The 22,412-nt window shown below is 74.2% G+C and carries 20 protein-coding genes; 12 read left to right on the top strand and 8 right to left on the bottom strand.

The features are described from left to right. Positions 1 to 100: 100 nt before the first annotated feature. The 3 genes from ACZ6S8_RS29595 to ACZ6S8_RS29585 are packed head-to-tail and all read left to right on the top strand — an operon-like array spanning position 101 to position 3,296. The gene (locus ACZ6S8_RS29595; RefSeq protein WP_469460470.1) at positions 101 to 1,021 is read left to right on the top strand and encodes an SDR family oxidoreductase; all 921 of its coding nucleotides are present in this window, start codon (positions 101 to 103) and stop codon (positions 1,019 to 1,021) included. Positions 1,022 to 1,029: 8 nt separating this feature from the next. Then, positions 1,030 to 2,232: an acyl-CoA dehydrogenase family protein gene (locus ACZ6S8_RS29590; protein WP_469460469.1), complete on the top strand. Its 1,203-nt coding sequence runs from the start codon at positions 1,030 to 1,032 to the stop codon at positions 2,230 to 2,232. After that, positions 2,229 to 3,296, top strand: a complete 1,068-nt coding sequence (locus tag ACZ6S8_RS29585) for a Zn-dependent alcohol dehydrogenase (RefSeq protein ID WP_469460468.1) — start codon at positions 2,229 to 2,231, stop codon at positions 3,294 to 3,296. The genes ACZ6S8_RS29590 and ACZ6S8_RS29585 overlap by 4 nt, the downstream gene beginning before the upstream one ends. Before the next feature lie 127 nt (positions 3,297 to 3,423). On the opposite strand, the gene ACZ6S8_RS29580 is transcribed toward ACZ6S8_RS29585, so the two are convergent. Both ACZ6S8_RS29580 and ACZ6S8_RS29575 read right to left on the bottom strand, forming a co-directional pair. After that, a complete protein-coding gene (locus ACZ6S8_RS29580) occupies positions 3,424 to 4,356 on the bottom strand; it encodes a D-alanyl-D-alanine carboxypeptidase family protein (RefSeq protein WP_469460467.1) in 933 nt (310 codons plus the stop codon). Positions 4,357 to 4,515: 159 nt separating this feature from the next. After that, on the bottom strand, positions 4,516 to 5,157 hold the full coding sequence (locus ACZ6S8_RS29575; RefSeq protein ID WP_469460502.1) for a flavin reductase family protein: 642 nt from the start codon (positions 5,155 to 5,157) through the stop codon (positions 4,516 to 4,518). 173 nt (positions 5,158 to 5,330) lie between these two features. On the opposite strand from ACZ6S8_RS29575, the gene ACZ6S8_RS29570 reads away from it, so the two are divergent. Further along, positions 5,331 to 6,116: a VOC family protein gene (locus ACZ6S8_RS29570; RefSeq protein WP_469460466.1), complete on the top strand. Its 786-nt coding sequence runs from the start codon at positions 5,331 to 5,333 to the stop codon at positions 6,114 to 6,116. A 205-nt stretch (positions 6,117 to 6,321) separates the two neighbouring features. Here the strand turns inward: ACZ6S8_RS29570 and ACZ6S8_RS29565 are convergent, their stop codons facing one another. The 3 genes from ACZ6S8_RS29565 to ACZ6S8_RS29555 form a co-directional block, all read right to left on the bottom strand. Beyond that, positions 6,322 to 7,110 (bottom strand): enoyl-CoA hydratase/isomerase family protein, encoded by a 789-nt coding sequence (locus tag ACZ6S8_RS29565; protein ID WP_469460465.1) that lies wholly within the window; start codon positions 7,108 to 7,110, stop codon positions 6,322 to 6,324. 61 nt (positions 7,111 to 7,171) lie between these two features. Further along, positions 7,172 to 9,406, bottom strand: coding sequence for an acetate--CoA ligase family protein (locus ACZ6S8_RS29560; RefSeq protein WP_469460464.1), 2,235 nt, complete (start codon positions 9,404 to 9,406; stop codon positions 7,172 to 7,174). 441 nt (positions 9,407 to 9,847) lie between these two features. Further along, positions 9,848 to 11,038 (bottom strand): flavin-containing monooxygenase, encoded by a 1,191-nt coding sequence (locus ACZ6S8_RS29555; RefSeq protein ID WP_469460463.1) that lies wholly within the window; start codon positions 11,036 to 11,038, stop codon positions 9,848 to 9,850. 283 nt (positions 11,039 to 11,321) lie between these two features. On the opposite strand from ACZ6S8_RS29555, the gene ACZ6S8_RS29550 reads away from it, so the two are divergent. Together ACZ6S8_RS29550 and ACZ6S8_RS29545 are read left to right on the top strand one after the other, a co-directional pair. After that, positions 11,322 to 11,774: a DoxX family membrane protein gene (locus ACZ6S8_RS29550; RefSeq protein ID WP_469460501.1), complete on the top strand. Its 453-nt coding sequence runs from the start codon at positions 11,322 to 11,324 to the stop codon at positions 11,772 to 11,774. Then, positions 11,771 to 12,190, top strand: a complete 420-nt coding sequence (locus ACZ6S8_RS29545; RefSeq protein WP_469460462.1) for a Zn-ribbon domain-containing OB-fold protein — start codon at positions 11,771 to 11,773, stop codon at positions 12,188 to 12,190. Before ACZ6S8_RS29550 ends, ACZ6S8_RS29545 begins: the two co-directional genes overlap by 4 nt. Positions 12,191 to 12,285: 95 nt before the next feature. Here the strand turns inward: ACZ6S8_RS29545 and ACZ6S8_RS29540 are convergent, their stop codons facing one another. Continuing rightward, on the bottom strand, positions 12,286 to 12,990 hold the full coding sequence (locus ACZ6S8_RS29540; RefSeq protein WP_469460461.1) for a pyridoxine/pyridoxamine 5'-phosphate oxidase: 705 nt from the start codon (positions 12,988 to 12,990) through the stop codon (positions 12,286 to 12,288). A 582-nt stretch (positions 12,991 to 13,572) separates the two neighbouring features. On the opposite strand from ACZ6S8_RS29540, the gene ACZ6S8_RS29535 reads away from it, so the two are divergent. Then, complete coding sequence (locus ACZ6S8_RS29535) at positions 13,573 to 14,076, top strand: hypothetical protein (protein WP_469460460.1); 504 nt, start codon at positions 13,573 to 13,575, stop codon at positions 14,074 to 14,076. A gap of 207 nt (positions 14,077 to 14,283) precedes the next feature. On the opposite strand, the gene ACZ6S8_RS29530 is transcribed toward ACZ6S8_RS29535, so the two are convergent. Continuing rightward, positions 14,284 to 15,486 carry a thiolase C-terminal domain-containing protein gene (locus ACZ6S8_RS29530; RefSeq protein ID WP_469460459.1) on the bottom strand — a complete coding sequence of 401 codons (1,203 nt, stop codon included), beginning with the start codon at positions 15,484 to 15,486 and terminating at the stop codon, positions 14,284 to 14,286. A gap of 234 nt (positions 15,487 to 15,720) precedes the next feature. On the opposite strand from ACZ6S8_RS29530, the gene ACZ6S8_RS29525 reads away from it, so the two are divergent. Continuing rightward, positions 15,721 to 16,923: an acyl-CoA dehydrogenase family protein gene (locus tag ACZ6S8_RS29525; protein WP_469460458.1), complete on the top strand. Its 1,203-nt coding sequence runs from the start codon at positions 15,721 to 15,723 to the stop codon at positions 16,921 to 16,923. After that, positions 16,923 to 17,408 carry a nitroreductase family deazaflavin-dependent oxidoreductase gene (locus ACZ6S8_RS29520; RefSeq protein WP_469460457.1) on the top strand — a complete coding sequence of 162 codons (486 nt, stop codon included), beginning with the start codon at positions 16,923 to 16,925 and terminating at the stop codon, positions 17,406 to 17,408. The genes ACZ6S8_RS29525 and ACZ6S8_RS29520 overlap by 1 nt, the downstream gene beginning before the upstream one ends. Before the next feature lie 60 nt (positions 17,409 to 17,468). Here the strand turns inward: ACZ6S8_RS29520 and ACZ6S8_RS29515 are convergent, their stop codons facing one another. Beyond that, positions 17,469 to 18,116 (bottom strand): TetR family transcriptional regulator, encoded by a 648-nt coding sequence (locus tag ACZ6S8_RS29515; protein ID WP_469460456.1) that lies wholly within the window; start codon positions 18,114 to 18,116, stop codon positions 17,469 to 17,471. A gap of 369 nt (positions 18,117 to 18,485) precedes the next feature. Between ACZ6S8_RS29515 and ACZ6S8_RS29510 the strand changes: the two genes are divergently transcribed. From ACZ6S8_RS29510 to ACZ6S8_RS29500, 3 genes are all read left to right on the top strand, one after another. Continuing rightward, positions 18,486 to 19,280 (top strand): VOC family protein, encoded by a 795-nt coding sequence (locus ACZ6S8_RS29510; RefSeq protein WP_469460455.1) that lies wholly within the window; start codon positions 18,486 to 18,488, stop codon positions 19,278 to 19,280. Positions 19,281 to 19,462: 182 nt separating this feature from the next. After that, complete coding sequence (gene afsK, locus ACZ6S8_RS29505; protein WP_469460454.1) at positions 19,463 to 21,856, top strand: protein serine/threonine kinase AfsK; 2,394 nt, start codon at positions 19,463 to 19,465, stop codon at positions 21,854 to 21,856. A 55-nt stretch (positions 21,857 to 21,911) separates the two neighbouring features. After that, positions 21,912 to 22,409 (top strand): peptidylprolyl isomerase, encoded by a 498-nt coding sequence (locus ACZ6S8_RS29500; protein ID WP_469460453.1) that lies wholly within the window; start codon positions 21,912 to 21,914, stop codon positions 22,407 to 22,409. Positions 22,410 to 22,412: the final 3 nt, after the last annotated feature.

The raw sequence follows: 22,412 nt of genomic DNA, 5'->3' as shown, positions 1-22,412 counted from the left end.
CGAAGGCGGTGAACGCGGACCCCGACTGGGGCTTGTGCAGGGGCATCCGGCTGCCCCTAGAATCTAACGGTCCGTCAGAAATCGCGGGAAGGGGCCGGACGTGGGGAACTTCTTGGCAGGCAGGACCGTCGCCGTCACCGGCGCCGGCCGGGGCATCGGGCGGGCCGTGGCACTCGCCGCGGCCGCCGAGGGCGCCAAGGTCGTCGTCAACGACTACGGGGTGGGGATCGGCGGTGGCGAGCCCGCCAGCGAGATAGCCGAAGGCGTCGTGAAGGAGATCGTCGCCGCGGGTGGGGAGGCCGTCGCCGTCGCCGACGACGTCTCCACCATGGCGGGCGGCCAGCGCATCGTCGACACCGCGCTCGCCCGGTACGGGCGCCTCGACGGCGTCGTGTGCGTCGCCGGGATCCTGCGCGAGCGGATGCTGTTCAACATGTCCGAGGAGGAGTGGGACCCGGTGGTCGCCACCCACCTCAAGGGCACCTTCACCGTCTTCCGCGCCGCCTCCGCCGTCATGCGCCGGCAGGGGTCGGGCACCCTGATCGGCTTCACCAGCGGCAACCACCAGGGCTCGGTCGCCCAGGCCAACTACAGCGCCGCCAAGGGCGGGATCATCTCGCTCGTCCGCTCCGCCGCCCTCGGGCTCGCCAAGTACGGGGTCACGGCCAACGCCGTCGCGCCCGTCGCCCGTACCCGCATGTCGGCCAACGTGCCCATGGAGCTCAAGGAGATCGGCGAGCCCGAGGACGTCGCCGCGCTCGTGACCTACCTGCTCAGCGACCGGGCCGTGGCCACCGGCGGCGAGCGGATCACCGGGCAGGTCTACACGATCGCCGGACCGAAGATCGCCGTCTGGGCGCAGCCGCGGGAACTGCGCGCCGGATACGCCGAGGGCTCCTGGACGCCGGAGAAGATCGCCGACTTCCTGCCCGGGACGGTCGGCACCGACCCGATGCCCATGCTGGCGCAGCTGGAGGCCATGGCCAAGGCGGCGGCCGCCAAGGACCGCCCCAACGCGTAGGGAGCGCGATGGACTTCAGCTTCGGTACCGAGGACGAGGAGCTGCGCGCCCGGGCCCGTGCCTGGCTCGCCGAGCACCTGACGGGCCCGTATGCGGGCGCGGTGGGCCTCGGCGGGCCGGGCAGCGAGCACGAGGGCGTCCGGGAGCGCCGGGCGTGGGAGCGCGAGCTGGGCCGCGGCGGCTGGATCGGGCAGGGCTGGGACGCCCCGGCCGGGGCCTACGGGCAGCAGCGGCTCTCCCTGACCGGGCAGGTGGTGTGGGCCGAGGAGTACGCGGCGCTGCGCGCCCCCGGCCGGGTCGGCCACATCGGGGAGAACCTCCTCGCGCCCACCCTCCTCGCCTACGGGTCCCGGGAGCAGCGGGACCGCTTCCTGCCGGCCATCGCACGGGGCGAGGAGCTGTGGTGCCAGGGCTACAGCGAGCCGGGCGCCGGCTCCGACCTCGCGGGCGTCCGCACCGCGGCGGTGCGCGACCCCGCCGACGGGCTGTACCGGGTCACCGGGCAGAAGATCTGGACCTCCCTGGCGCAGGACGCCGACTGGTGCTTCGTCCTGGCCCGCACCGGCGCCGGCTCGCACCGCCACCGCGGGCTGTCGTTCCTCCTCGTACGGATGGACCAGCCCGGCCGCGTCGAGGTCCGGCCGATCCGGCAGATGTCGGGGACCTCGGAGTTCAACGAGGTGTTCTTCGACGGGGCCGTGGCGGCGGAGCTCGTGGGCCGCGAGGGGGAGGGCTGGACGGTGGCCATGGGCCTGCTCGCCCTGGAGCGGGGCGTGTCGACGCTGGTCCAGCAGATCGGGTTCGCCGCCGAGCTGGAGCGGGTCGTGGCCGCGTACGCCGGGTCCGCGCAGGCCGGGGACCCGGTCCTGCGCGAGCGCCTCGTACGGCAGTGGGCGGAGCTGCGCACCATGCGGTGGAACGCGCTGCGCACCCTGGGCGCCGAGGGCGGGCCGGGGGCGCCGAGCGTGGCGAAGCTGCTGTGGGGCGGCTGGCACCGGCGGCTCGGGGAGCTGGCGGTGGAGGTGCGCGGCGCGGCGGCCGCGGCGGGCCCGGGGGCCTGGGCGCCCGGGGTGCCGTACGAGCTCGGGCTCGACGAGGGACAGCGCCTGTTCCTGTTCACGCGGGCCGACACCATCTACGGCGGCTCGGACGAGATCCAGCGGAACATCATCGCCGAGCGCGTGCTCGGCCTGCCTAAGGAGTCCAGGTGAGAGGCGTCGTGTTCGACGGCAAGCAGGCCCGGGTGGTCGACGACCTGGAGATACGCGATCCGGGGCCGGGCGAGGTGCTCGTCGCGATCGCGGCGGCCGGGCTCTGCCACAGCGACCTGTCGGTGATCGACGGGACCATCCCGTTCCCGCCGCCGGTCGTGCTGGGGCACGAGGGCGCGGGGGTCGTCGAGGCGGTCGGCGCGGGCGTCACGCACGTGGTGCCGGGCGATCACGTGGCCCTGTCCACCCTGGCCAACTGCGGGGCGTGCGCGGACTGCGACCGGGGGCGGCCCACGATGTGCCGCAAGGCCATCGGCATGCCGGGGCAGCCCTTCTCACGGGGCGGGCAGCCGCTGTTCCAGTTCGCCTCGAACTCCGCCTTCGCGGAGCGCACCCTGGTCCGGGCCGTGCAGGCCGTCAAGATCCCCGACGACATCCCGCTGACGTCGGCGGCGCTGATCGGCTGCGGGGTGCTCACGGGCGTCGGCGCGGTGCTGAACCGGGCGAAGGTGGACCGCGGCGAGTCCGTGGTCGTCATCGGCACGGGCGGCATCGGGCTGAACGTCCTGCAGGGGGCCCGGATCGCGGGGGCCGGGACGATCGTCGCGGTCGACGCGAACCCGGCGAAGGAGTCGGTGGCCCGGCAGTTCGGGGCCACGCACTTCGTCGACGCCTCGGCCGTCCCCGACGCCCCGGCGGCGGTCCGGGAGGTCCTGCCGACCGGCGCGGACCACGTCTTCGAGTGCGTGGGCAACGTGAAGCTGATCCGCCAGGCGATCGACCTGCTCGACCGGCACGGTCAGGCGGTCCTGCTCGGGGTGCCCGGTTTCAAGGAGGAGGCCTCCTTCCTCGTCTCGTCTATGTACCTGGACAAGACGGTCATGGGCTGCCGGTACGGCTCCTCGCGCCCGCAGCGCGACATCGCCCTGTACGCCGAGCTCTACCGGCAGGGCCGGCTGCTGCTGGACGAGCTCGTCACCGAGGTCTACCCGGTGGAGGACTTCGCGAAGGCGGCGGACGACGCGCACCACGGGCGGGTGGCGCGCGGGGTGCTCACCTTCTGAGCCCCTTCCGAGCCGCCCGGAAACGGCTCGGCTCGTCCGGAAACGGCTTGGCTCGCCCGGAAACGGCTCGGCTCCCCCGTCGGCGGGTTCGCACCCGCCGGCGGAGGAGCCGGGTACCGCGTCACGGTCAGTCGAGGACGTCCGGGATCGGGTCGGTGTTGCTGCGCTGCAGCGCGGCGCCGGAGCCGGCGGCCGAACCGAGCGACCAGTCCATGAGCTTCATCGCGTCCGCGTAGCGCTCCTCGTCGTTCAGCAGGACGCCGATGACGGTCTTGCCGTTGCGGGTGCCGGAGAAGACGATGCACTTGCCCGCGGCCGTGCCGGTGCCGGTCTTGACGCCGATGGCACCGGGGTAGGCGTAGCCGGTGGGACGCTCCCGGATCAGCAGGTTGCTGTTGCCCCAGGTGGCGTCGGTGGACGTGCCGCCGGTGCTGTAGGTCGTGGCCTTCACGAGCTGCGGGAAGACCTTGCCCTTCATGGCGTACCGGGTGAGCTTCGCCAGGTCGCGCGGGGTCGTCAGGTTCTTCCCGGTCGGCGAGATGCCGTCGAAGGAGTCGTACGTGGTCTTGGTCATGCCGAGGGACTTCGCCTTGGCGTTCATCTGCGCGATGAAGTCCGCCGTGCGGGCCGACGTGGTCGCGCCCTTGCCGAAGGCGTCCGCGAGCGCGTAGGCGGCGTCGCAGCCCGACGGCAGCATCAGCCCGTACAGCAGCTGGCGGACCGTCGGAGTGGCCCCGACCTTGAGGTGGGCCGTGCTCGCGCCCTCGCGGACGACGTAGTCCGCGTACTCCTGCTTGATGGTGACCTTCTTGTTGAGGTCCACACCGGGCGTCCGCAGCACGATCTGAGCGGTCATGATCTTGGTGGTGCTCGCACCCTGCCGCTGGGTGTTGGGGGCCTTGCTGGTCAGCGTGGCCCCGGTACCGCCGTCGATCAGGATCGCGCCGGCGGCCGTGGTGGGAGGTGCGGCGACCGGCGCCGCCGACGAGACCGGCGAGGCGGCGACCAGGAGGGCCCCGGTGGCCACCGTGACGGCGACCGCGCCGCGGGTGCGGCGCATGAGGTTCAATATCAAGTCAAATCCCCGCGTATCCGAAGAATTTCCGAAGGGGAGGGACGCTGAGGTGTCCCTGCCCTCCCGGGAGCTTACGTAGCGGATGCGCGGAGGAACATCGGGCCTCGGGGTCAAAGCCCCTGCGGACCCGCCCGGTCGGCCCGTTCAGTCGCTGAAGCGGCCGAACCGGCCCTTGTGGAAGAGGAGCGGGTCGCCCTCCCCGGCGGCGCCCATGGCCTCGACGCGGCCCACGACGATCAGGTGGTCCCCGCCGGTGTGGACGGCGTGGATCCGGCAGTCGATCCAGGCGGGCACGGCGTCCAGCTGGGGCGACCCGGTGACGGGGGCGGGCGCGTGGGCGATCCCGGCGAACTTGTCGGCGCCGCTGACGGCGAAGGAGCGGCACAGCGCGCCCTGTTCGGCGCCGAGGATGTTCACGCAGAACACCCCGGCGCGGGCGATCCGCGGCCAGGTCGTCGACGTGCGGGCCACCATGAAGGTCACCAGCGGCGGGTCGAGGGAGAGCGAGGCGAAGGACTGGCAGGCGAACCCGGCCGGCCCGTCCCCGTCCCCTTCCCCGTGCGCGTCCACGACGGCCGGGGCCGTGATGACGGTGACCCCGCTGGCGAAGTTGCCCAGGACGGCGCGGAACTCGGCGGGGCTCACGGGCGCGCGCTCGTCGGCCCGGACCGCGCGCAGCTCGGGGCGCGGGTGGGCGTCGACGGGCTCGGGCCCCGCGCCCGGTCCGGCCGGGGCCGAGGTGGGTGAGCCGACTGACCTGAGGTATCGGACGACGGTGGCCGCCATCCCTGCATGTCCCATCACACCGTCGATTGAAGCTGACGGACCGTCAGATGGGAAGGGGTGCGGGCCGCCGTACGGGTGAACACCCGGGCCGGGTGGCGGCCCGTACACCATCGCCGTCGCGGGGCTGGGCATCGTGGCAGCGACCGCGTACCGCCGCACTCCCGGAGGACCCCATGCTCGGCACCGACTTCCGTACCGGATCGCCCAACTGGCTCGACCTCGGCAGCCCCGACGTCCCGGCGGCCACCGCCTTCTACGGCGCCGTCTTCGGCTGGCGCTTCGCCCCCGCCGGCCCCGACACCGGCGGCTACGGCTTCTTCCAGCTCGACGGCAGGACCGTCGCCGCGATCGGGCAGCTCACCGAGGAGGGCGCCTCGTCCGCCTGGATGCTCCACTTCATGACCCCCGACGTCCGGGCCACCGCCGCAGCGGTGCGGGAGGGCGGCGGGACGGTCCGGATGGAGCCGATGGACGTCATGGGAGAGGGGTGGCTGGCGCAGTTCACCGACCCGCAGGGCGCCCAGTTCGCCTGCTGGCAGCCCGGGCGGACCGCGGGCTTCGACCTCGCCTCGGCCGACAACACCCTCGTCTGGGCGGAGCTCCACGTACCGGACCCGGTCGCGGACCTCGATTTCTACGCCGGGCTCTTCGGCTGGCGCCACGCCGAGATGGACGCGCCGGGCATGACGTACCGGGTGCTGAGCATCGCCGACGGGGACCAGGAGGACGGCTCCTTCGGCGGGGCCGCGCCGCTGGCGGAGGGCGGCGCCGAGCAGGCGCGCTGGGTGCCGTACTTCAACGTGACGGACGTCGATGCCACCACGGAACGGGTGGAGCGGGGCGGCGGATCCGTGCTGATGCCGGGCGCGGACGTGCCCGAGGTCGGGCGGATCGCGTGGGCCGCGGACCCGGCCGGGGCCGTGTTCGCGCTGCTCAAGCCGGACCCCTCCCAGCGGTAGCGGCGCCCGGGCGCTGCCGGGCCCACGGCCTGGGCCGTGTCTAGGCCGTCTCTTTCGGATCTTGCCGGGCCCGCGACGCCTGGCACCGCGCCCGGCCGCACTGCCAGGGCAACCGAGTACGTCCAGTACACGGGCGCCCCGACAGCACGACCAGGCACGGCGCCAGACGCCGCGGGCTCGGCCGACAAGATCCGAAAGAGACGGCCTAGCGGCCGCGGTAGGAGGGCGTACGGCGTTCCACGAAGGAGGCGACGCCCTCGTTCGCGTCGGCGGTGGTCATGTTGATCTCCTGGGCGGCGGCCTCGGCGGCCAGTGCCGCCGCCCGGTCGCCGTCGAGGGAGGCGTTCACCAGCTGCTTGGTCAGGGCGAGGGCGCGCGTCGGGCCCTGGGCGAGGCGCTCCGCCCAGGCGCGGGCCGTCTTCTCCAGCTCGTCGGCCGGCACGACCTTGTTCACCAGGCCCAGCCGCTCGGCCTCGGCCGCCGGGACGGCGTCGCCGAAGAACATCAGCTCCTTGGCCTTCTGCGGCCCGACGAGGCGGGGCAGCAGGTACGCGCCGCCGCCGTCCGGGACCAGGCCGCGGCGGACGAACACCTCGATGAAGCGGGCCGGTTCGGCGGCGATCACCAGATCGCAGGCGAGCGCGAGGTGGGCGCCGATGCCGGCGGCGGTGCCGTTGACGGCCGCGACGACGGGCTTCTCGCAGTCGAGGACCGCCGTGATCAGGCGCTGTGCGCCGAGCCGGATCATGCGGGCCACGTCGCCGGCGACGCGTTCGCCGGCGGCCGGGGCGCCGCGCAGGTCGGCGCCGGCGCAGAAGCCCTTGCCGGTGGCGGTGAGGACGACGGCGCGCACTTCGGGGTCGGCGGAGGCCTCGCCGAGCAGCGCGATGACGCGCTCGCGCTGGTCCCAGGTGACGGCGTTCATGGCCTCGGGGCGGTTCAGGGTGATCCAGGAGACGCCGTTCTCCGCGCGGTGCAGGATCTCTTGGGACATGGGTGACTCCCGTTAGGGGCCGGCGGGGCCGGCGGGGCGGGTGGGCCGGGGTGGGCCTGGGTCAGCGGCAGATGGCCAGGGCGTCCAGTGCGACCGCCCCCTGTCCGCGCGGGAGCACCATCAGCGGGTTGATGTCCAGCTCGGACAGGTCGTCGCCCAGCTCCAGGGCCATCCGCTGGATCCGCAGGATCACCTCCACCAGGGCGTCCACGTCGGCCGGCGGAGCGCCGCGGACCCCCTCCAGCAGTGCGTGCCCGCGCAGTTCCGTGAGCATGGCGCGGGCCTGGTCCTCGCCGAAGGGCGGGACGCGGACCGCCGCGTCGTGCAGGACCTCCACCAGGACCCCGCCGAGACCGACGGTGACGGTGGGGCCGAACAGGTCGTCCCGGGTGACGCCGACGACCATCTCCACGCCCCGCTCGATCATCTGGCAGACGAGGATGCCGTCCAGGGGGACGTCCTCGTAGCGGGCGATGTCCGTCAGCTCCCGGTACGCGTCGCGGATCTGGCTCGCGGAGGTCAGGGCGACCTTGACGAGCCCGAGTTCGGTCTTGTGGGCGAGCTGCGGGCCCGACGCCTTCATGACGACGGGGTAGCCGACCAGCCCGGCGGCCCGGACGGCCGCCGCCGCGCTCGTCACGAGCTGCTCCCGCGGCACCCGGATCCCGTACGCCCGCAGCAGCTGCTTCGCCGCGTGCTCGCTGAGCTGCTGGCCGGGCCGCATCAGGGCCTGGGCCTTGCGGAAGGAGGGGGAGGGGGTGCGGGGGGCCTCGTCGAAGGGGGAGCGGTAGGCGGCGGTGAAGCGGTGGTGGCCGAGGTAGGCCCGTACGGCGGTGATGCAGTTGCCGAAGGTGCGGAAGGTGGCCACGCGGGAGGATCCGAGGAGGGTGGTGCGGTAGGCGTCCTCGGTGCCGACGGGGGAGCCCCAGATCACGCAGACGAGCTTGTCGGTGGCCTCGGCGGCGTCCACCAGGTCCTGGGCGAGCCGGTCGCTCATCGGCGGGAAGGGCCCGGTGATCGGACAGATCAGCACGCCGACGGCCGGGTCGGCGAGGATCGCGTCGATGATCTTGCGGCCGCGCCAGTCGCCGACCGGGTGGCCGCCGTTGTCGACGGGGTTGGCGACGTTCAGGTACTCCGGTATCCACTGGTGGAGCTCGTCCTGCTTGGCCGCGTCGAGGGTGGGCAACGTGAGGCCCGCCTCCGTGGCGAGGTCGGAGAAGTGGGCGCCGGTGCCACCGGAGATGGAGTACACGACGACCCCGTCGGCCTGCGGTTTGCGGGCGCGGGCGAGCAGGGCGGCCGTGTCCTGGAGCTCGTCCAGGCCGTCGACGCGGATGACGCCGAACTGCCGCATGGCGGCGTCCACGACCGTGTCGGCGCCGGTCAGCTTCCCGGTGTGGGAGGCGGCCATCCGGGCGCCGGTCTCGGTGCGGCCGACCTTGACGGCGACGACCGGTACGCCGGCCCGCGCGGCCCGGTCCGCGGCGAGGAGGAAGGACCGGCCGTCCTTGAGGCCCTCGACGTAGCAGGCGATGGCTCCCACCTCGGGCTGCTCGGCGAAGTAGGAGATGAAGTCGGAGGTCTCCAGGTCCGCCTCGTTGCCGGTCGGCGCCCAGTGGGAGAGGCGGATGCCCAGTTCCTGGAGGGTGTAGACGGGACGCCCCTGGTGGCCGGACTGGGTGATGAGGGCGATGGCGGGCCCGTCGAGGTCCTGGCGGAACTCCTCGAAGGCGTTGAGGTTCGTGTTGGGGCCGAGCAGGCGCACGCCCGAGCGCCGTACGGCGGCCGCCAGCCGGTCCTGGGCGGCGGCGCCCGCGTCGCCGGTCTCCGCGAAGCCGGAGGCGAAGGCGACGGCGAACTTCACCTTCGTCTCCGCCAGTTCCTCGATGACGGGGACCGGGTCGGCGACGAGGAGGACGGCGAGGTCGACCTGCTCGGGCAGGTCGGCCACGGAGGCGTGGCAGGGGAGGCCGAACACGGTCGTCCGGGTCGGGTGGACGGGATGGAGCCGGGCGCCGACGCGCTCCGCCCAGGCGATTAGCTGGCGGGTGATCCCGGTGTTCGGTCTGCCCTCGGCGTCCGAGGCGCCGACGACGGCCACCGACTCGGGCCGGAAGAACCGGTCCAGGTCGGGGACGTCGGAGTGCAGGGGCCGCCCGCTGACGTCCAGCGCGACCGCGTCCTCGGCGGACGGCGCCGCCGAGGAGTGGACGGCCGTCCTGGGGGTCTCCCCGCAGGCCTCGACACGTGCGCGGAAGTCGGTGGTGAGGGTGCCGTGAGTAGATCCAAGCATCGTTCCGCCCGCTCCTGCTCGATGAACCTCAATAACTGACGCGTAGTCAGATTACTGAACTGACGTGCCGTCAGGAACAGGCCTGCGCAGGAAAGTGGTGGAGGTGGTGTGTGGAACGGTGTCAGACACCCGCGCGCCGGGTCCAGAGTGCGGTTCCGGCCTAGGCCGTCTCTTTCGGATCTTGCCGGGCCCGCGACGCCTGGCACCGCGCCTGGCCGCACTGCCGAGGCGACCGCGTACGGCCCAGTACGCGAACGCCCCGACAGCGCGCCCAGGCACGGCACCAGACGCCGCGGGCTCGGCCGACAAGATCCGAAAGAGACGGCCTGGGCGCGCGGTTCAGGCCGGGGGTGGGACCCGGTGCGGGCGGGGCGGTCCGGCGGCGGGGTGCGGGGCACCTGCCCGGCGACGGCGGGCCGGGGTCCGGCGGGGCGGCGCGGGTCAGGTCCGGGTGCGCAGGTGCCGGGCGACGGCCTTGGCGATCCGGTCGGCGTCCAGGGCCATCTCGCGGAAGGCGCCGCTGATGGGGTTGGTGAACCCGGTGAAGTGCAGGCCGGGTGCCCCGGCCGCCGTGCGTCCGCCGCTCGTACGGGGCCGGCCGCGCTCGTCGAGCACGTCCAGGTGGCCGACGGTGCCCTCCAGGGCGCGCCGGTAGCCGGTGGCCGCGACCACCGCGTCCGGGGTGATCCGCGAGCCGTCGGCGAGCACGACCTCGCCGCCGTCGAAGGCGTCCACGGCGGCGACCGGCTCGACCGCGCCCCGGCGGACCGCGTCGATCAGGCCGACGTCCTGCACGGGGATGGCCCCCTGCCGGACCCTGCTGTACAGGCCGGTGGAGGGGCGGGGGAGGCCGTACGCCGACAGGTCCGGGACGGAGGCCCGCGCGACGAGCGCGCCCAGCCGGTCGACGAGCCGGACGGGCAGCCGGCGTACGAGGATCCCCGTGCGCTGGGCCGGCCAGCCGGCGGTGGAGCGGCGCACGATGTGCGGGGCGGTGCGCACGGCGAGCCGCACGCGGGCGGCGCCGCCCTCGGCGAGGTCGACGGCTATCTCGGCGCCGGTGTTGCCGACGCCGACCACGAGCACGTCCTGCCCGGCGTACGGGGCGGGGTTGCGGTACTCGGCGGCGTGCAGCAGCCGCCCGGTGTAACCGTCGCGGCCGGGCCACTCGGGCAGGGCGGGGGTGTGGTTGAAGCCGGTGGCGACGACCACGGCCGCGGCCGTGAGCACCCGGCCGCCGCTGGCGTGCAGGGTCCAGCCGTCGTGCTTCCCGTCCTCGCCGGCGGCCGGCTCGATCCGGGTCACCTCGACGCCGGTGACCAGCTCCAGCTCGTGGAACTCGGCGTACTTCTCCAGGTACCGCACGACGTCGTCGCGCGAGACCCACCGTCCGAAGCGGCGCGGCATGGCCAGGCCCGGCAGGGAGGAGAGGCGGCGGGTGGTGTGCAGGTGGAGCCGGTCGTAGTGCCCCCGCCAGGAGGAGCCGACCGCGTCGGACCTCTCGACGACGACGGTACGGACCCCGCGGGCGCGCAGCGCGGCGGCGGCTGCGAGGCCGCCGGGGCCGGCGCCGATGACGTACACGGGGCGCGGCTGGGTGGACATGTCGGGTGCTGTGGGGGGTCCGGGCATGGGGAGTGATCGTATCGCCACGCTGGGTTGATGGGTCTCGGACAAGGAGGGAATCGATTGCGACTCGATCACGGAAGGGGGTGCGGGTGCGGGCGGGCGGGGGCGGGGATGCGGCGGGGGCGCGGCGGGCGGCGCGGTCGGCGGCGCGGGCAGGTCCGGCCGGGGCCTTGCGGGAACGCTCCGGATCCGCTGAACTGACGTACCGTCAGATCGTATGCCCGGCGGGGCCGGCGTACTCGTCGTGCTTGTCGTGCTCGTCGTGGTGGAGGGGTGGAGGCTGCCGATGCAGACCATCTGGCTCGGTGGGGCCGAATGGATCGCCGTGCTGCGGATAGGCCTCGGCCTGTGGTGGCTGGAGAGCTGGCGGCACAAGGACAAGAAGGGCTGGTTCGAGCGAGGGACCGGCATCGCGTGGGCCGCCGACGTCGCGGGCAAGCACCGCTGGGGGTTCGTGAAGGGCGGCTTCGAGAAGGTGGTGCGGCCGCGCCCGAAGGCGATGGCGTACCTCGTCGTCTACGCCGAACTCGCCCTGGGGCTGGGCCTGGTGTTCGGGTTCCTCACGCCGGTCGCCCTGGTCGGAGGGCTGCTCCTGAACCTGCTCTACCTGGTGCTGATGATCCACGACTGGGCCGAGCAGGGGCAGAACGCCATGATGGCGCTCATCTCCCTCGTCGCGCTCTTCGCCATGGGCTGGCAGGCCTGGTCCCTGGACGCGGCCCTCGGACTCTTCCTGTGACCGCCCGGTACGACCTTCCGGAGGCGGACGACTTCACCCGCCCCTACTGGGACGCGGCGGCCCAGGGTCGGCTGCTGCTGCGCCGCTGCGCGGACTGCGGGCGGGCGCACCACTACCCGCGCGAGTTCTGTCCGTTCTGCTGGGCGGGGGAGGGCCGGGTGGCGTGGGAGGCGGCGAGCGGCCGCGCGACGCTGTACACCTGGTCGGTGATCCACCGCAACGACCTCCCGCCGTTCGGGGAACGCGTCCCGTACACGGCGGCAGTGGTCGACCTGGCGGAAGGGCCGCGCATGATGACGGAGGTCGTGGACTGCGAGCCGGCGGACCTGACGATCGGCATGCCGCTGACGGTGACGTTCCGCGAGGCGGCGGCCGGTGTGTCGGTACCGGTCTTCCGCCGCACGGAGGCGGGGTAGGCGGGGCGGGTGGGTGCCGGGGCGGCGGGGTGCCGGTGGCCGGGGCGGCCGCAGTGTGGCGGAACCTGCGGCCGCGCCTGCCGCGTGCGCGGCGGTTAGGGCCAGAGGAGGTCGCGGGTCCAGGTGCCGTTCGGGGTGGCGCGGTAGCGGAGGCGGGTGTGGCGGCGGGCGGCGTCGCCCTGGAAGAACTCGACCTCGACGGGGGCCAGGACGTACCGCGTCCACGTGGGCGCCGGAGCGTCCGGCTCGGCCCCGGCCCGCTCCCAGGCCGCCTCCGACGCCCGCACCAGCTCCTCCGTCGAGCCGAGGACCGCGCTCTGCCGGCCCGTCAGCGCGGCGGCCAGCGCACCGCGCGAGCGGACCGCCAGATCGGCCCGGCTCTCCTGCGGGCCGCAGGCGGTGACCGGGCCCCGGAGGCGGATCTGGCGGGCCACGGCGGGCCAGTAGAACCCCAGAGCGGCCTCTGGCTGGCCGGCCAGCTGCTCGCCCTTCGTGCTGGTGGCGTGCGTGGCGAAGTGCCAGCCGCGGGCGTCGGCGTCGTGCAGCATCAGCGTCCGCACGTCGGGCCGGCCCTGCGCGTCGACCGTCGCCAGGCTCATCGTGTGCGGCTCCGGCTGCCCCGCCTTGGCGGCGTCCGTGAGCCACTCCCGGAACAGCGGCAACGGCCCGTCCGGCGCCGTCGCGGGGTCGAACGTGGGGAGCGGTCCGTCCCACACGCGCAGGGAGTGCAGGATGGCGCGGAACTCTTCGTCGCCGGTCGCTTCATCGCCGGTCTCTTCGCTGCCGAACTCACCAGTCATCGCCCCAGGCTAGGGGGTCGTCCCCGTCGGGTCCTGCCGGGCCGCCCGGGCGCGCTGCCGCGCCCGGGAGAGCGTCGCCAGACCTCGCACCGGCCCAGGATGCAGGAGCCGCCCGTGCGGAGCGTCGCCTGGGCCGGTACGCCGTCGTGGAGCGAGCGCAGGTGCCTGGCGTTGGGAAGCGTCACCCATGCCGCGTACGCGCCCAAGAGCAGGGCGAGCAGCACGGCGAGGGACGGGTGTGCCCTGAAGCCACCTCCGGTCGTGCCGGTGGTGCCGGTCGTGCGGGGGCGCCGGACTCGCTTCCGTACCGCTGGAAACGCTATGCGGGGGCCGGTGCGGGCGCATGTGCCGATGTCGGCACCCCGGGGGCCGGGCCCGCTGCCCGCTGTCGGCAACGACGGTCCGGCGCGCGGCGGGAGACCGTCGGGGCGCCCCGAATCGCCGGCGTGCGCAGGGCCCTTGGTCACGGTTTGGCCGAAAAGCATCCGCTACGGGCGTCCGTTCATATGATGTGCCTCCTTCGAACGGCTTCTGGTGGGGGTACCGATGGTCAGAGATGGAAGACGGCGTACGAACGGCCCCGTGCGGCGGGCGCTGGTCGCCCTGCTCGTGGCGGGCGTGGCGGTCGCCTGCGGACCGGCGGACGGCGGGGCTCCCGCCGTGACGCCTCCGCCGGTTTCCTCGTCGGCGGTTGCGACCGCGAGCCCGACGCCGACGCCGACACCCACGCCCGAGGCGGCGTCCCCGACGCCCTCCCCGACGGCGTCCCCCTCGGCCGCCGCGGCCGCGCCGAGCCCCTCGCCCACCCGGGCGGCCGCCACGCGCGCCGCCGCCCCCGCCGCCGACCCGAAGCCGCCCGCGACTACCCAGGCGCCCCGGCCCGCGACGAAGCCGGCGGTCCGGCCGACGACGCAGGCGCCGACGCGTCCGGTGCCCGCCGACTGCGAGATCGTCTCCAACGCCGGCAACTGCTACAACGCGGGCCAGTTCTGCCGCAAGGCCGACCTGGGCCGGTCCACGCACGCGGGGAACGGGCGGCTGATCCACTGCCGCCTGGACGGCAGCCAGCCGCGCTGGCAGTACTGAGGGATCCGGCCGCCGGCCGTCCCAGGCCGGCGGCCGGCGGCCTAGGCCGTCTCTTTCGGATCTTGTCGGCCGAGCCCGCGGCGTCTGGTGCCGTGTCTGGGCGTGCTGTCGGGGCGTTCGCGTACTGGGCCGTACGTGGTCGCCTCGGCAGTGCGGCCAGGCACGGTGCCAGGCGTCGCGGGCCCGGCAAGATCCGAAAGAGACGGCCTAGCGGCCCAGCAGGATCGTTCCCGAGGAGCAGAACCAGCCGCCCGTGCCCGAGGCCAGGGCGACCTCGGGCAGGCGGCCGCCGGCCTTCACGACCTGGCCGGCGCCCGCCTCGCCGCGCAGCTGGCGTACCGCCTCGACCAGCAGGAACAGCCCGCGCATGCCCGGATGGCAGGCGGAGAGGCCGCCGCCGTCGGTGTTGACCGGGAGTTCGCCGTCGCGCAGCAGGCGGCCCTTCTCGACGAAGGCGCCGCCCTCGCCCTTGGCGCAGAACCCGAGGTCCTCCAGGGTCACCAGGGTCATGTACGTGAACGCGTCGTAGATCTCGGCGAGGTCCACGTCCGCCGGGGTCAGGCCCGCCCGCTCGAAGGCCAGCCGGCCGGAGACCGCCGCCGGGGAGACGGTGAAGTCCTCCCACTCCGACATGGTGGTGTGGGAGACCGAGGCGCCCGCGCCCAGGACCCAGACGGGGGCCTTCGCGGTGTCCGGTACGTAGTCCTCCGCCGCCAGCAGGACGGCGCAACCGCCGTCCGAGCGGATGCAGCAGTGCAGTTTGGTGAACGGGTCGGCGATCATCTCGCCGGACAGCACCTCGTCGACGGTGATCGGGTCGCGGAACATCGCGTCGGGGTTCGTGGCCGCGTTCGCCCGCGCCTGCACGGCCACCGAGGCGAGCTGCTCCAGCGTGGTGCCGTACTCGTGCATGTGGCGGCGGGCGGCCATCGCGTACTTGGAGATCAGCGTGTGGCCGTACGGGACCTCGAACTGCAGTGGTCCCCGCGCCCCGAACGAGAGGTTCGCGGTCCGGCGCCGGGCCTTGATGTCCGCGCGGGCGGTGGATCCGTACACCAGCAGGACGGCGTTGGCGTGCCCGGCGGCGATCGCGTCCGCCGCGTGGGCCGCCATGACCTCCCAGGTGGAGCCGCCGACCGAGGTGGAGTCGACCCAGGTGGGACGCAGTCCCAGGTACTCGGCCACCTCCACCGGGGCGAGGGTGCCGAGGCCGGCCGAGGCGAACCCGTCGATGACGGAGCGGTCCAGCCCGGAGTCGGCCAGAGCGCGGCGCGCGGCCTGGGCGTGCAGGGCGTACGGGGTCGGGCCGTCCACCCGCCCGCAGTCCGAGAGGGCGACGCCGACGACCGCGACCCGGCGGCGCGGTGCGGGGGAGGGCAGGGGGCGGGGCTGTCCCGTCGGTCCAGGCATGGAGAAGACGGTATATCTGACGATGCGTCAGACGCTAGTGCCCGTCCGTCCGTCCGTGCGCCCATCCGCCCATCCGTCCATCCGTCCATCCGTCCACGCCTGGCCGTCCGTCCGTCCGTCTGTCCGCTCGCACGGGAACGGACCGCGCCGGAACGCCCCGCTGTCCGCCCCCTGTGCATCTGGCGTCCGTCGCCCTAACATGACGGCCCGTCAGATACGGGGAGGAGCCCGACGATGGATGCCGCCTTCACCGCGGAGCAGGAAGAGATACGCCGCACCCTGCGCGAGATCCTGGGCAAACGCTGCGGCCCGGACGAGGTCAAGGCCGCCGTCCGCACCGACGCCGGACACGACCGCGAGCTGTGGCAGCAGCTCGCCCAGCGGCTCGGGCTGCCCGGCCTCGCCGTCGCCGAGGAGTACGGCGGCGTCGGCTGCACCCCCGCCGATCTGGCCCTGGCCTGCGAGGAGGCCGGGCGGGTGCTGCTGCCCTCGCCGCTGTTCGCCACCGCCGCGCTCGCCGTACCGCTGATCACCGCGCTCGGCACCGGGGCCCAGCGCTCCGAGCTGCTGCCGCCGCTCGCCGCGGGCGGGCTGACGGCCGCCCTCGCCGTACCCGGCCCGGTGCTCGCCACCGCCCTCGGGCTGACCGGCGACAACACCTCCGGCGAGTGGGCGGGCGGCGGCCGGGCGGGCGGGGTCCAGGCCCGCGCCGACGCGGACGGCGGCTGGCGGCTCTACGGGGAGGCGGCCCAGGTCCTCGACGGCCACAGCGCGTCGGTGCTGCTGGTCGCCGCCCACACCGGCGGTTTCGCGCGCGCCCGCACGCTGCTGTTCCTCGTACGGCAGGACGCGCCCGGCCTCGTGCGCCGGCGGCAGGCCGTGCTCGACGAGACCCGGCCGCAGGCCGCCGTCCAGCTGCGGGACGTCCCGGCGCAGCTGCTCGGTGACGAGGGGGCCGATGTCGCCGCGGCCCTCGCCGCCACCGGGCGCACGGCCGCCGCCGTGCTCGCCGCCGAGGCGGTCGGCGCGGCCGACCAGGCGCTCGCCCGCACGGTGGAGTACGTCCGCGGGCGCGAGCAGTTCGGCCGGGCGATCGGCTCCTTCCAGGCGGTCAAGCACCGGCTCGCCGACCTCTACGTCCAGGTGCAGGCGGCCCGCTCGGCCGCCTACTACGCCGCGTGGGACCCGGCGCAGGGCGGACTCGCCCTCGCCCAGGCCCTGGAGGCCCTGCGGGTGACGGCCGGCGAGTCCGTCCAGCTGCACGGCGGCATCGGCTTCACCTGGGAGCACGACGCGCACCTGTACTTCAAGCGGGCGGCGGCCGACGAGCTGCTGTTCGGCCCGGTCCACCGGCTGCGGGCGCACGCCGCGCACCGGGCCGGTCTCTTCAGCCCGCCCGCGGGGGCGGAACCCGAGAAGGAGAAGGTGGCCGTCTGATGGCTGTGGATCCCGGAGTCGGCGTCAAGCTGATGCAGAAGGTCTCCTCGACCAGGCTGTTCGCCAAGGTCGCACCGCACTTCATCCCCGCCGTGGACAAGGCGGTGCACAAGCTGACCCGCGGCAGGGTCATCCTCAGCGCGCAGATGCTGCCGGGCGTGATCCTGACGGCCAAGGGGGCCAGGACGGGTGCGCCGCGGACCACCCCGCTGGCCTGCATGCCGGAGGACGGCGGGGCGACCTGGCTGCTCATCGGTTCCAACTTCGGCCGGCCCGGGCACCCGGCGTGGACCGGGAACCTGCTCAAGCACCCGGACGCGGACGTGAGTTGGAAGGGCCAGGACATCGCGGTACGGGCCCGGCTGCTGGAGGGGGAGGAGCGGGCGGAGGCGTGGGCGGCCGCCCTGGTGTTCTGGCCGCCGTACGCGGCGTACCAGGCGCGCATCGAGCGCGAGATCCGGCTGTTCCGCCTGGAGCGTCGCTGATCACAGGCGTGCGGCGGCACGAGACCGCCCCGGGACGGCGGACCCTGGAGGGGTCCGCCGTTACTTGGTGGGCTTCTTGCCCGTGATGCCGAGGTGGACGAGCAGCGCCAGGTTCGGCTTGAGCTCGGCCTGCTTGACGCCCCAGGTCTGGAACCCCTTCTGGTGCGAGGCGACCGCGGCCAGCATCGCGACGAGGGAGCCGGCCATGGCCGCGGGGCTGACGTCCTTGTCGACCTTGCCCTTGGCCTGGAGGTCCTTCACCGACTCCGTCAGGGAGTTGGTGACGGAGTTCAGGATCTTCATGCGGATCTTGTAGAAGCGCTTGTCGCCCTCGGCCGCGCCGAGGTCGACGACCCGCAGGATCGCGTCGTTGCGCCGCCAGAAGTCCAGGAAGCCCTCGACCAGTTCCTCCGCCGCCGACCACCCGGCCTTGCCGACCCAGGTGCGGCCCTCGACGAGCGACGTCAACTGGGCGCCCTCGGTGGCCATGTGCTCGGCGATCTCCAGGACGGCGCCCTCGACGTCCGGGAAGTACTGGTAGAAGGTCGCGGGGGAGGTGCCGGCCTTGCGGGCGACGTCGATCACCTTGACGTCGCGGTACGGCGAGGAGCTGAGCATCTCGCTGAGGCAGTCGAGCAGCTTCTGCCGCGTCGCCTGGCCGCGCCGGCCGGCGACACGCCCGTCGACGGTGCGTACTTGTCCTGTCATGCCGTCAGCTTACCGAGGGGTGATCGGGGCGCTATTCGGCCGCCTGCAAATGGGGTGACGAGGCCTCCGGCCAGGCCCGGAGCCGGTCCTGAGCGGCCGTGGGGCCGGGTTTCGGCCCGCGCCGGCGGCCCCGGGCGGCCGCAGCGGGCCCCCGCGCCGCCCGCGCCGGTCCGCGCGGCCCCGTACGGGTCTGTGCACAGCCCGCCCCCCCGTGCCCGCCCGGTCCCGCGCACGGGCGGCGCCCGCCGGTTACCCGAGGGTGTCCCCCGAATAGTCTTATCAACAGGCTGTGGACAAGTTTTCGGGCTGAACATGGCGGGGAGGGGCGAACAGGGCACGAACCGCCGCACAACGGAAGGAACCGGGCTCATGGCCGCATTCGCGGAAGGTGCACCCTGCTGGGTCGACGCCTCGCTTCCGGACGTGGAGGCGGGCAAGCGCTTCTACGGTGAGCTCTTCGGCTGGACCTTCGCCGACGGCGCCGGCGACCGGTACGGCCACTACACGCAGGCCTACAGCCGCGGCCGCAACGTCGCCGCCCTCGCCCCCAAGCCCGACGGCCGCATGCCCACCGTCTGGGGGATCTACCTCTACACGACCGACGCCCACGCCTGCGCCCAGCGCATCCGGGCCGCCGGCGGCCAGATGGTGATGGACCCGATGCCCGTCGGCCCGTACGGGACCGCCGCCCTGGCCGCCGACCCCGGCGGCGCCGTCTTCGGGCTGTGGCAGCCGGGCACCCACCACGGCTTCGACGCGCAGCAGGAGCCGTACACGTACTGCTGGACCGAGGTCTACACGCGGGCCCGCGACGCCGTGGACGCCTTCTACGCCAAGGTCTTCGGCTACGTCCCCGAGGACCAGGACGACGCGGGCGTCGAGTACCGCATCTGGTCCCCGCCCGGCAGCGCCCCCGGCACGCACACCGCCGTGATGGGGCGCAGCCTGATCACCGACGCCTTCCCGGAGGCCATGCCGGCGCACTTCCTGGCCTACTTCGCCGTACCGGACTGCGACGCCTCCGTGGCCGCGGTGCAGCGGCTGGGCGGCCGGGTCACCGCCGATCCGTTCGACACCCCGTACGGGAGGATCGCGGTCGTCGCCGACAATCAGGGGGCGGTCTTCGGGCTGCTCTCGGAGCCGCGGACCCGGCCCGCGGGCTAGCCGCGCGCCGCCGCGGGGCCGTCCCGGGGCCGGACCGGGCGCGGGCCTGACAGAATCGGGGTTGCGCGACCCCGGGCGGCGCCCGGGGGTGAGACGCTGCACGGGGCTCCGGCCCCGGGCCGGACTCGCGCGCTGGTGGAAGCGGACCCGGCGAGGGCCCGTACGGGGAGGTGTGGAGGCGAGTGGTGGAGCAGCTGACGCAGCACGACCCGAGACGGATCGGCCCCTTCGAGGTGCTGGGACGGCTCGGCGCCGGCGGCATGGGGCTGGTCTATCTCGCGCGGTCCGCGTCCGGACGGCGGGTCGCGATCAAGACGGTGCGCACCGAGCTCGCCGAGGACCAGCTGTTCCGGGTGCGCTTCACCCGCGAGGTCGAGGCCGCCCGCGCCGTCTCCGGTTTCTACACCGCCGCCGTCGTCGACGCCGATCCGCGCGCCGCCGTGCCGTGGCTGGCCACCGCCTACGTCCCGGCGCCCTCCCTGGAGGAGATCGTCAACGAGTGCGGGCCCATGCCCGCCCAGGGCGTGCGCTGGCTCGCCGCCGGGATCGCCGAGGCGCTCCAGTCCATCCACGGCGCCGGCCTCGTCCACCGCGACCTCAAGCCGTCCAACGTGCTCGTCGTCGAGGACGGGCCGCGCGTGATCGACTTCGGCATCGCCAGCGGCGTCTCCAACACCCGGCTGACAATGACGAACGTCGCCGTCGGCACCCCGGCGTACATGTCGCCGGAGCAGGCGAAGGACTCGCGCAGCGTCCGCGGCGCCAGCGACGTGTTCTCGCTCGGCTCCACCCTCGTCTTCGCCGCCACCGGGCACCCGCCGTACCACGGGGCGAACCCGGTGGAGACGGTCTTCATGCTGCTGCGGGAGGGCCCCAACCTGGAGGGGCTGCCCGACGAGCTGCGGCCGCTCATCGAATCCTGCATGCAGATGGACGCCACGCAGCGGCCGACCCCCGCCGATCTCCAGGCGCAGCTCGCCCCGCACCTCTTCGACGGCGGTGACGACAGCGGCACCGCCTCGGCGTGGCTGCCCGAGCGGGTCGTCGCGATGATCGAGACCCGCCGGTCGGGCAACCGCACGCCCCCCGCCGCCGTGGTCCGGGCCCCCGCGCCCCGCCCCGGCGGCTCCCGCGGCCCGGACTCCGGGGCCGCCACGCACCGCCGGCCGCGCGGCGCCGAGCCGTGGGTGGACCCGCGCACCGGGCACGCCGTACCGCAGCGCCCCCACCACCCGCCGATGGCCCCGGTGCCGTCCGGCGAGCCCGTACGGCTCGGCGGGTCCCCGGTGCCGATCGGGCCCGGGCCGCGCGCGACCGCGGCGGCCCCCGCCCCGCAGGCCGGCGCCGCCGACTCGGCCACCGGCTGGATCCGCCCGCCCGGCGGCTCCACCGCGGCCCCCTCCGTGGCGGGATCCGTGCCGAACCCCGGTCCGGCCCCGGACAGCGGCCGCTGGCGCCCGTGGCGCTTCCGCATGTCCAACGAGGTGTGGGGCACCCCCACCGTGGCGGGCGACCTGCTGTACGTGACCTCCTTCGAGGTCCACGCCCTGGACGTGGCCAGTGGCCGCCGCCAGTTCAAGACCCGCGACGTGGCGTGGTCCATGGCCGTCTCCGAGGGCCGCATCCACGCCTCCGACGGCCCCTCGCTGTACGCGCTCGACGCCACCGACGGCTCCGAGCGGTGGCGGCTGTCCACCGACGCCTGGGTGTACGCCCTGAGCGCGGAGCGCGGCACCGTCGTCACCGCCACGCGCGGCGGCGGCGTACAGGGCTGGGAGGCGGCCGGCGGGCAGCGGCTGTGGGAGCTGTCCGGCGCCCAGACCGACTTCGAGACCCCGGAGGCGGCCCCCGTCCTCCACGACGGCACCGTGTACGTGTGGCAGGACGCCCGGCTGCGCGCCGTGGACGCCCGCAGCGGCCGCGAGTCCTGGTCGTACCCCGTCGGCGACGCGGCCTCCTGCGGGAACGTCCCCGTACGGGTCACCCCCGCCCCCGACGGCAACGTCTACGTCAGCGCCGGCACCCGGGTGCTGTCCGTGGACCGGTCCTCGGGCCGGGTCCGCTGGCACTTCGAGGCCCCCGCGGTGTTCCTGGCCGCCCCCGCGTTCGCGCCGGGTCCCGCGGTGACCGGCGGCGGCGTGTACCTCGCCGACTACCTCGGCACCGTCTACGCCCTCGACGCGGCCACCGGCAAGGACCGCTGGCGGATCGCGACGGAGTCGCGGTCCTCCGCGGACCCCGTGCTGGTGGCGAACGGCAACGTGCACCTCGGGGCCGGCAGCGCGCTGTACACCCTCGACGCGGTCACCGGCACCCCGAAGTGGCGCTTCGCGGCGGGCGGCGAGATCACCGGCCTGCCGGCGGTCGCGGACGGCCGGGTGCACTTCGGATCGGCCGACCACTGCCTGTACACGCTGGACGCCGCGGGCGGCCAGCTCCGCTGGAAACTGGCCACGGGCGGCGAGATCACGGGCGCCCCGGTGGCGGAGGCGGGCGTGGTCTACGCGTGCAGCAAGGACCGCTGCGTGTACGCCCTGGACGCGGCGAAGGGCACCGGAACCCGTACGGCGGGCTGAGGCGACTCGGCCCCTCCCGGTAGCGGAACGCACCGGGAGTGACAGGATGGACCCCATGAGCAACGTTTTCTTCGACATCAACATCAACGGCGCCCCCGCGGGCCGCATCGTCTTCAACCTCTTCGACGAGGTCGTCCCGAAGACCGCGCGCAACTTCCGCGAGCTGGCCACCGGCCAGAACGGCTACGGCTACGCGGGCTCCGGCTTCCACCGCGTCATCCCCCAGTTCATGCTGCAGGGCGGTGACTTCACCAACCACAACGGCACCGGCGGCAAGAGCATCTACGGCGAGAAGTTCGAGGACGAGAACTTCACGCTGAAGCACGACCGCCCGTACCTGCTGTCGATGGCGAACGCCGGCCGCAACACCAACGGCTCGCAGTTCTTCATCACCACCGTCGTCACCTCCTGGCTCGACAACAAGCACGTCGTCTTCGGCGAGGTCGTCGAGGGCCAGGCGCTGGTCGACCAGATCGAGGCCCTGGGCTCCCAGTCCGGTGCCCCCAAGGGCAAGGTCGAGATCGCGGCCTCGGGCGTCGTCGACGCCGCCTGACCC

The organism is Streptomyces sp. NPDC048461 (assembly GCF_055587105.1).
This window is presented reverse-complemented; position numbering and strand designations above follow the sequence as displayed.

Coding starts and splice junctions, on each gene's coding strand:
- ACZ6S8_RS29580 (WP_469460467.1), bottom strand. CDS start 4,356: ATGCGCCGCACCCGCGGCGCGGTCGCCGTCACGGTGGCCACCGGGGCC.
- ACZ6S8_RS29560 (WP_469460464.1), bottom strand. CDS start 9,406: ATGCTTGGATCTACTCACGGCACCCTCACCACCGACTTCCGCGCACGT.
- ACZ6S8_RS29520 (WP_469460457.1), top strand. CDS start 16,923: ATGGCTGTGGATCCCGGAGTCGGCGTCAAGCTGATGCAGAAGGTCTCC.
- ACZ6S8_RS29500 (WP_469460453.1), top strand. CDS start 21,912: ATGAGCAACGTTTTCTTCGACATCAACATCAACGGCGCCCCCGCGGGC.
- ACZ6S8_RS29570 (WP_469460466.1), top strand. CDS start 5,331: ATGCTCGGCACCGACTTCCGTACCGGATCGCCCAACTGGCTCGACCTC.
- ACZ6S8_RS29590 (WP_469460469.1), top strand. CDS start 1,030: ATGGACTTCAGCTTCGGTACCGAGGACGAGGAGCTGCGCGCCCGGGCC.
- ACZ6S8_RS29530 (WP_469460459.1), bottom strand. CDS start 15,486: ATGCCTGGACCGACGGGACAGCCCCGCCCCCTGCCCTCCCCCGCACCG.
- ACZ6S8_RS29515 (WP_469460456.1), bottom strand. CDS start 18,116: ATGACAGGACAAGTACGCACCGTCGACGGGCGTGTCGCCGGCCGGCGC.
- ACZ6S8_RS29565 (WP_469460465.1), bottom strand. CDS start 7,110: ATGTCCCAAGAGATCCTGCACCGCGCGGAGAACGGCGTCTCCTGGATC.
- ACZ6S8_RS29525 (WP_469460458.1), top strand. CDS start 15,721: ATGGATGCCGCCTTCACCGCGGAGCAGGAAGAGATACGCCGCACCCTG.
- ACZ6S8_RS29575 (WP_469460502.1), bottom strand. CDS start 5,157: ATGGCGGCCACCGTCGTCCGATACCTCAGGTCAGTCGGCTCACCCACC.
- ACZ6S8_RS29555 (WP_469460463.1), bottom strand. CDS start 11,038: ATGCCCGGACCCCCCACAGCACCCGACATGTCCACCCAGCCGCGCCCC.
- ACZ6S8_RS29540 (WP_469460461.1), bottom strand. CDS start 12,990: ATGACTGGTGAGTTCGGCAGCGAAGAGACCGGCGATGAAGCGACCGGC.
- ACZ6S8_RS29550 (WP_469460501.1), top strand. CDS start 11,322: ATGCAGACCATCTGGCTCGGTGGGGCCGAATGGATCGCCGTGCTGCGG.
- ACZ6S8_RS29510 (WP_469460455.1), top strand. CDS start 18,486: ATGGCCGCATTCGCGGAAGGTGCACCCTGCTGGGTCGACGCCTCGCTT.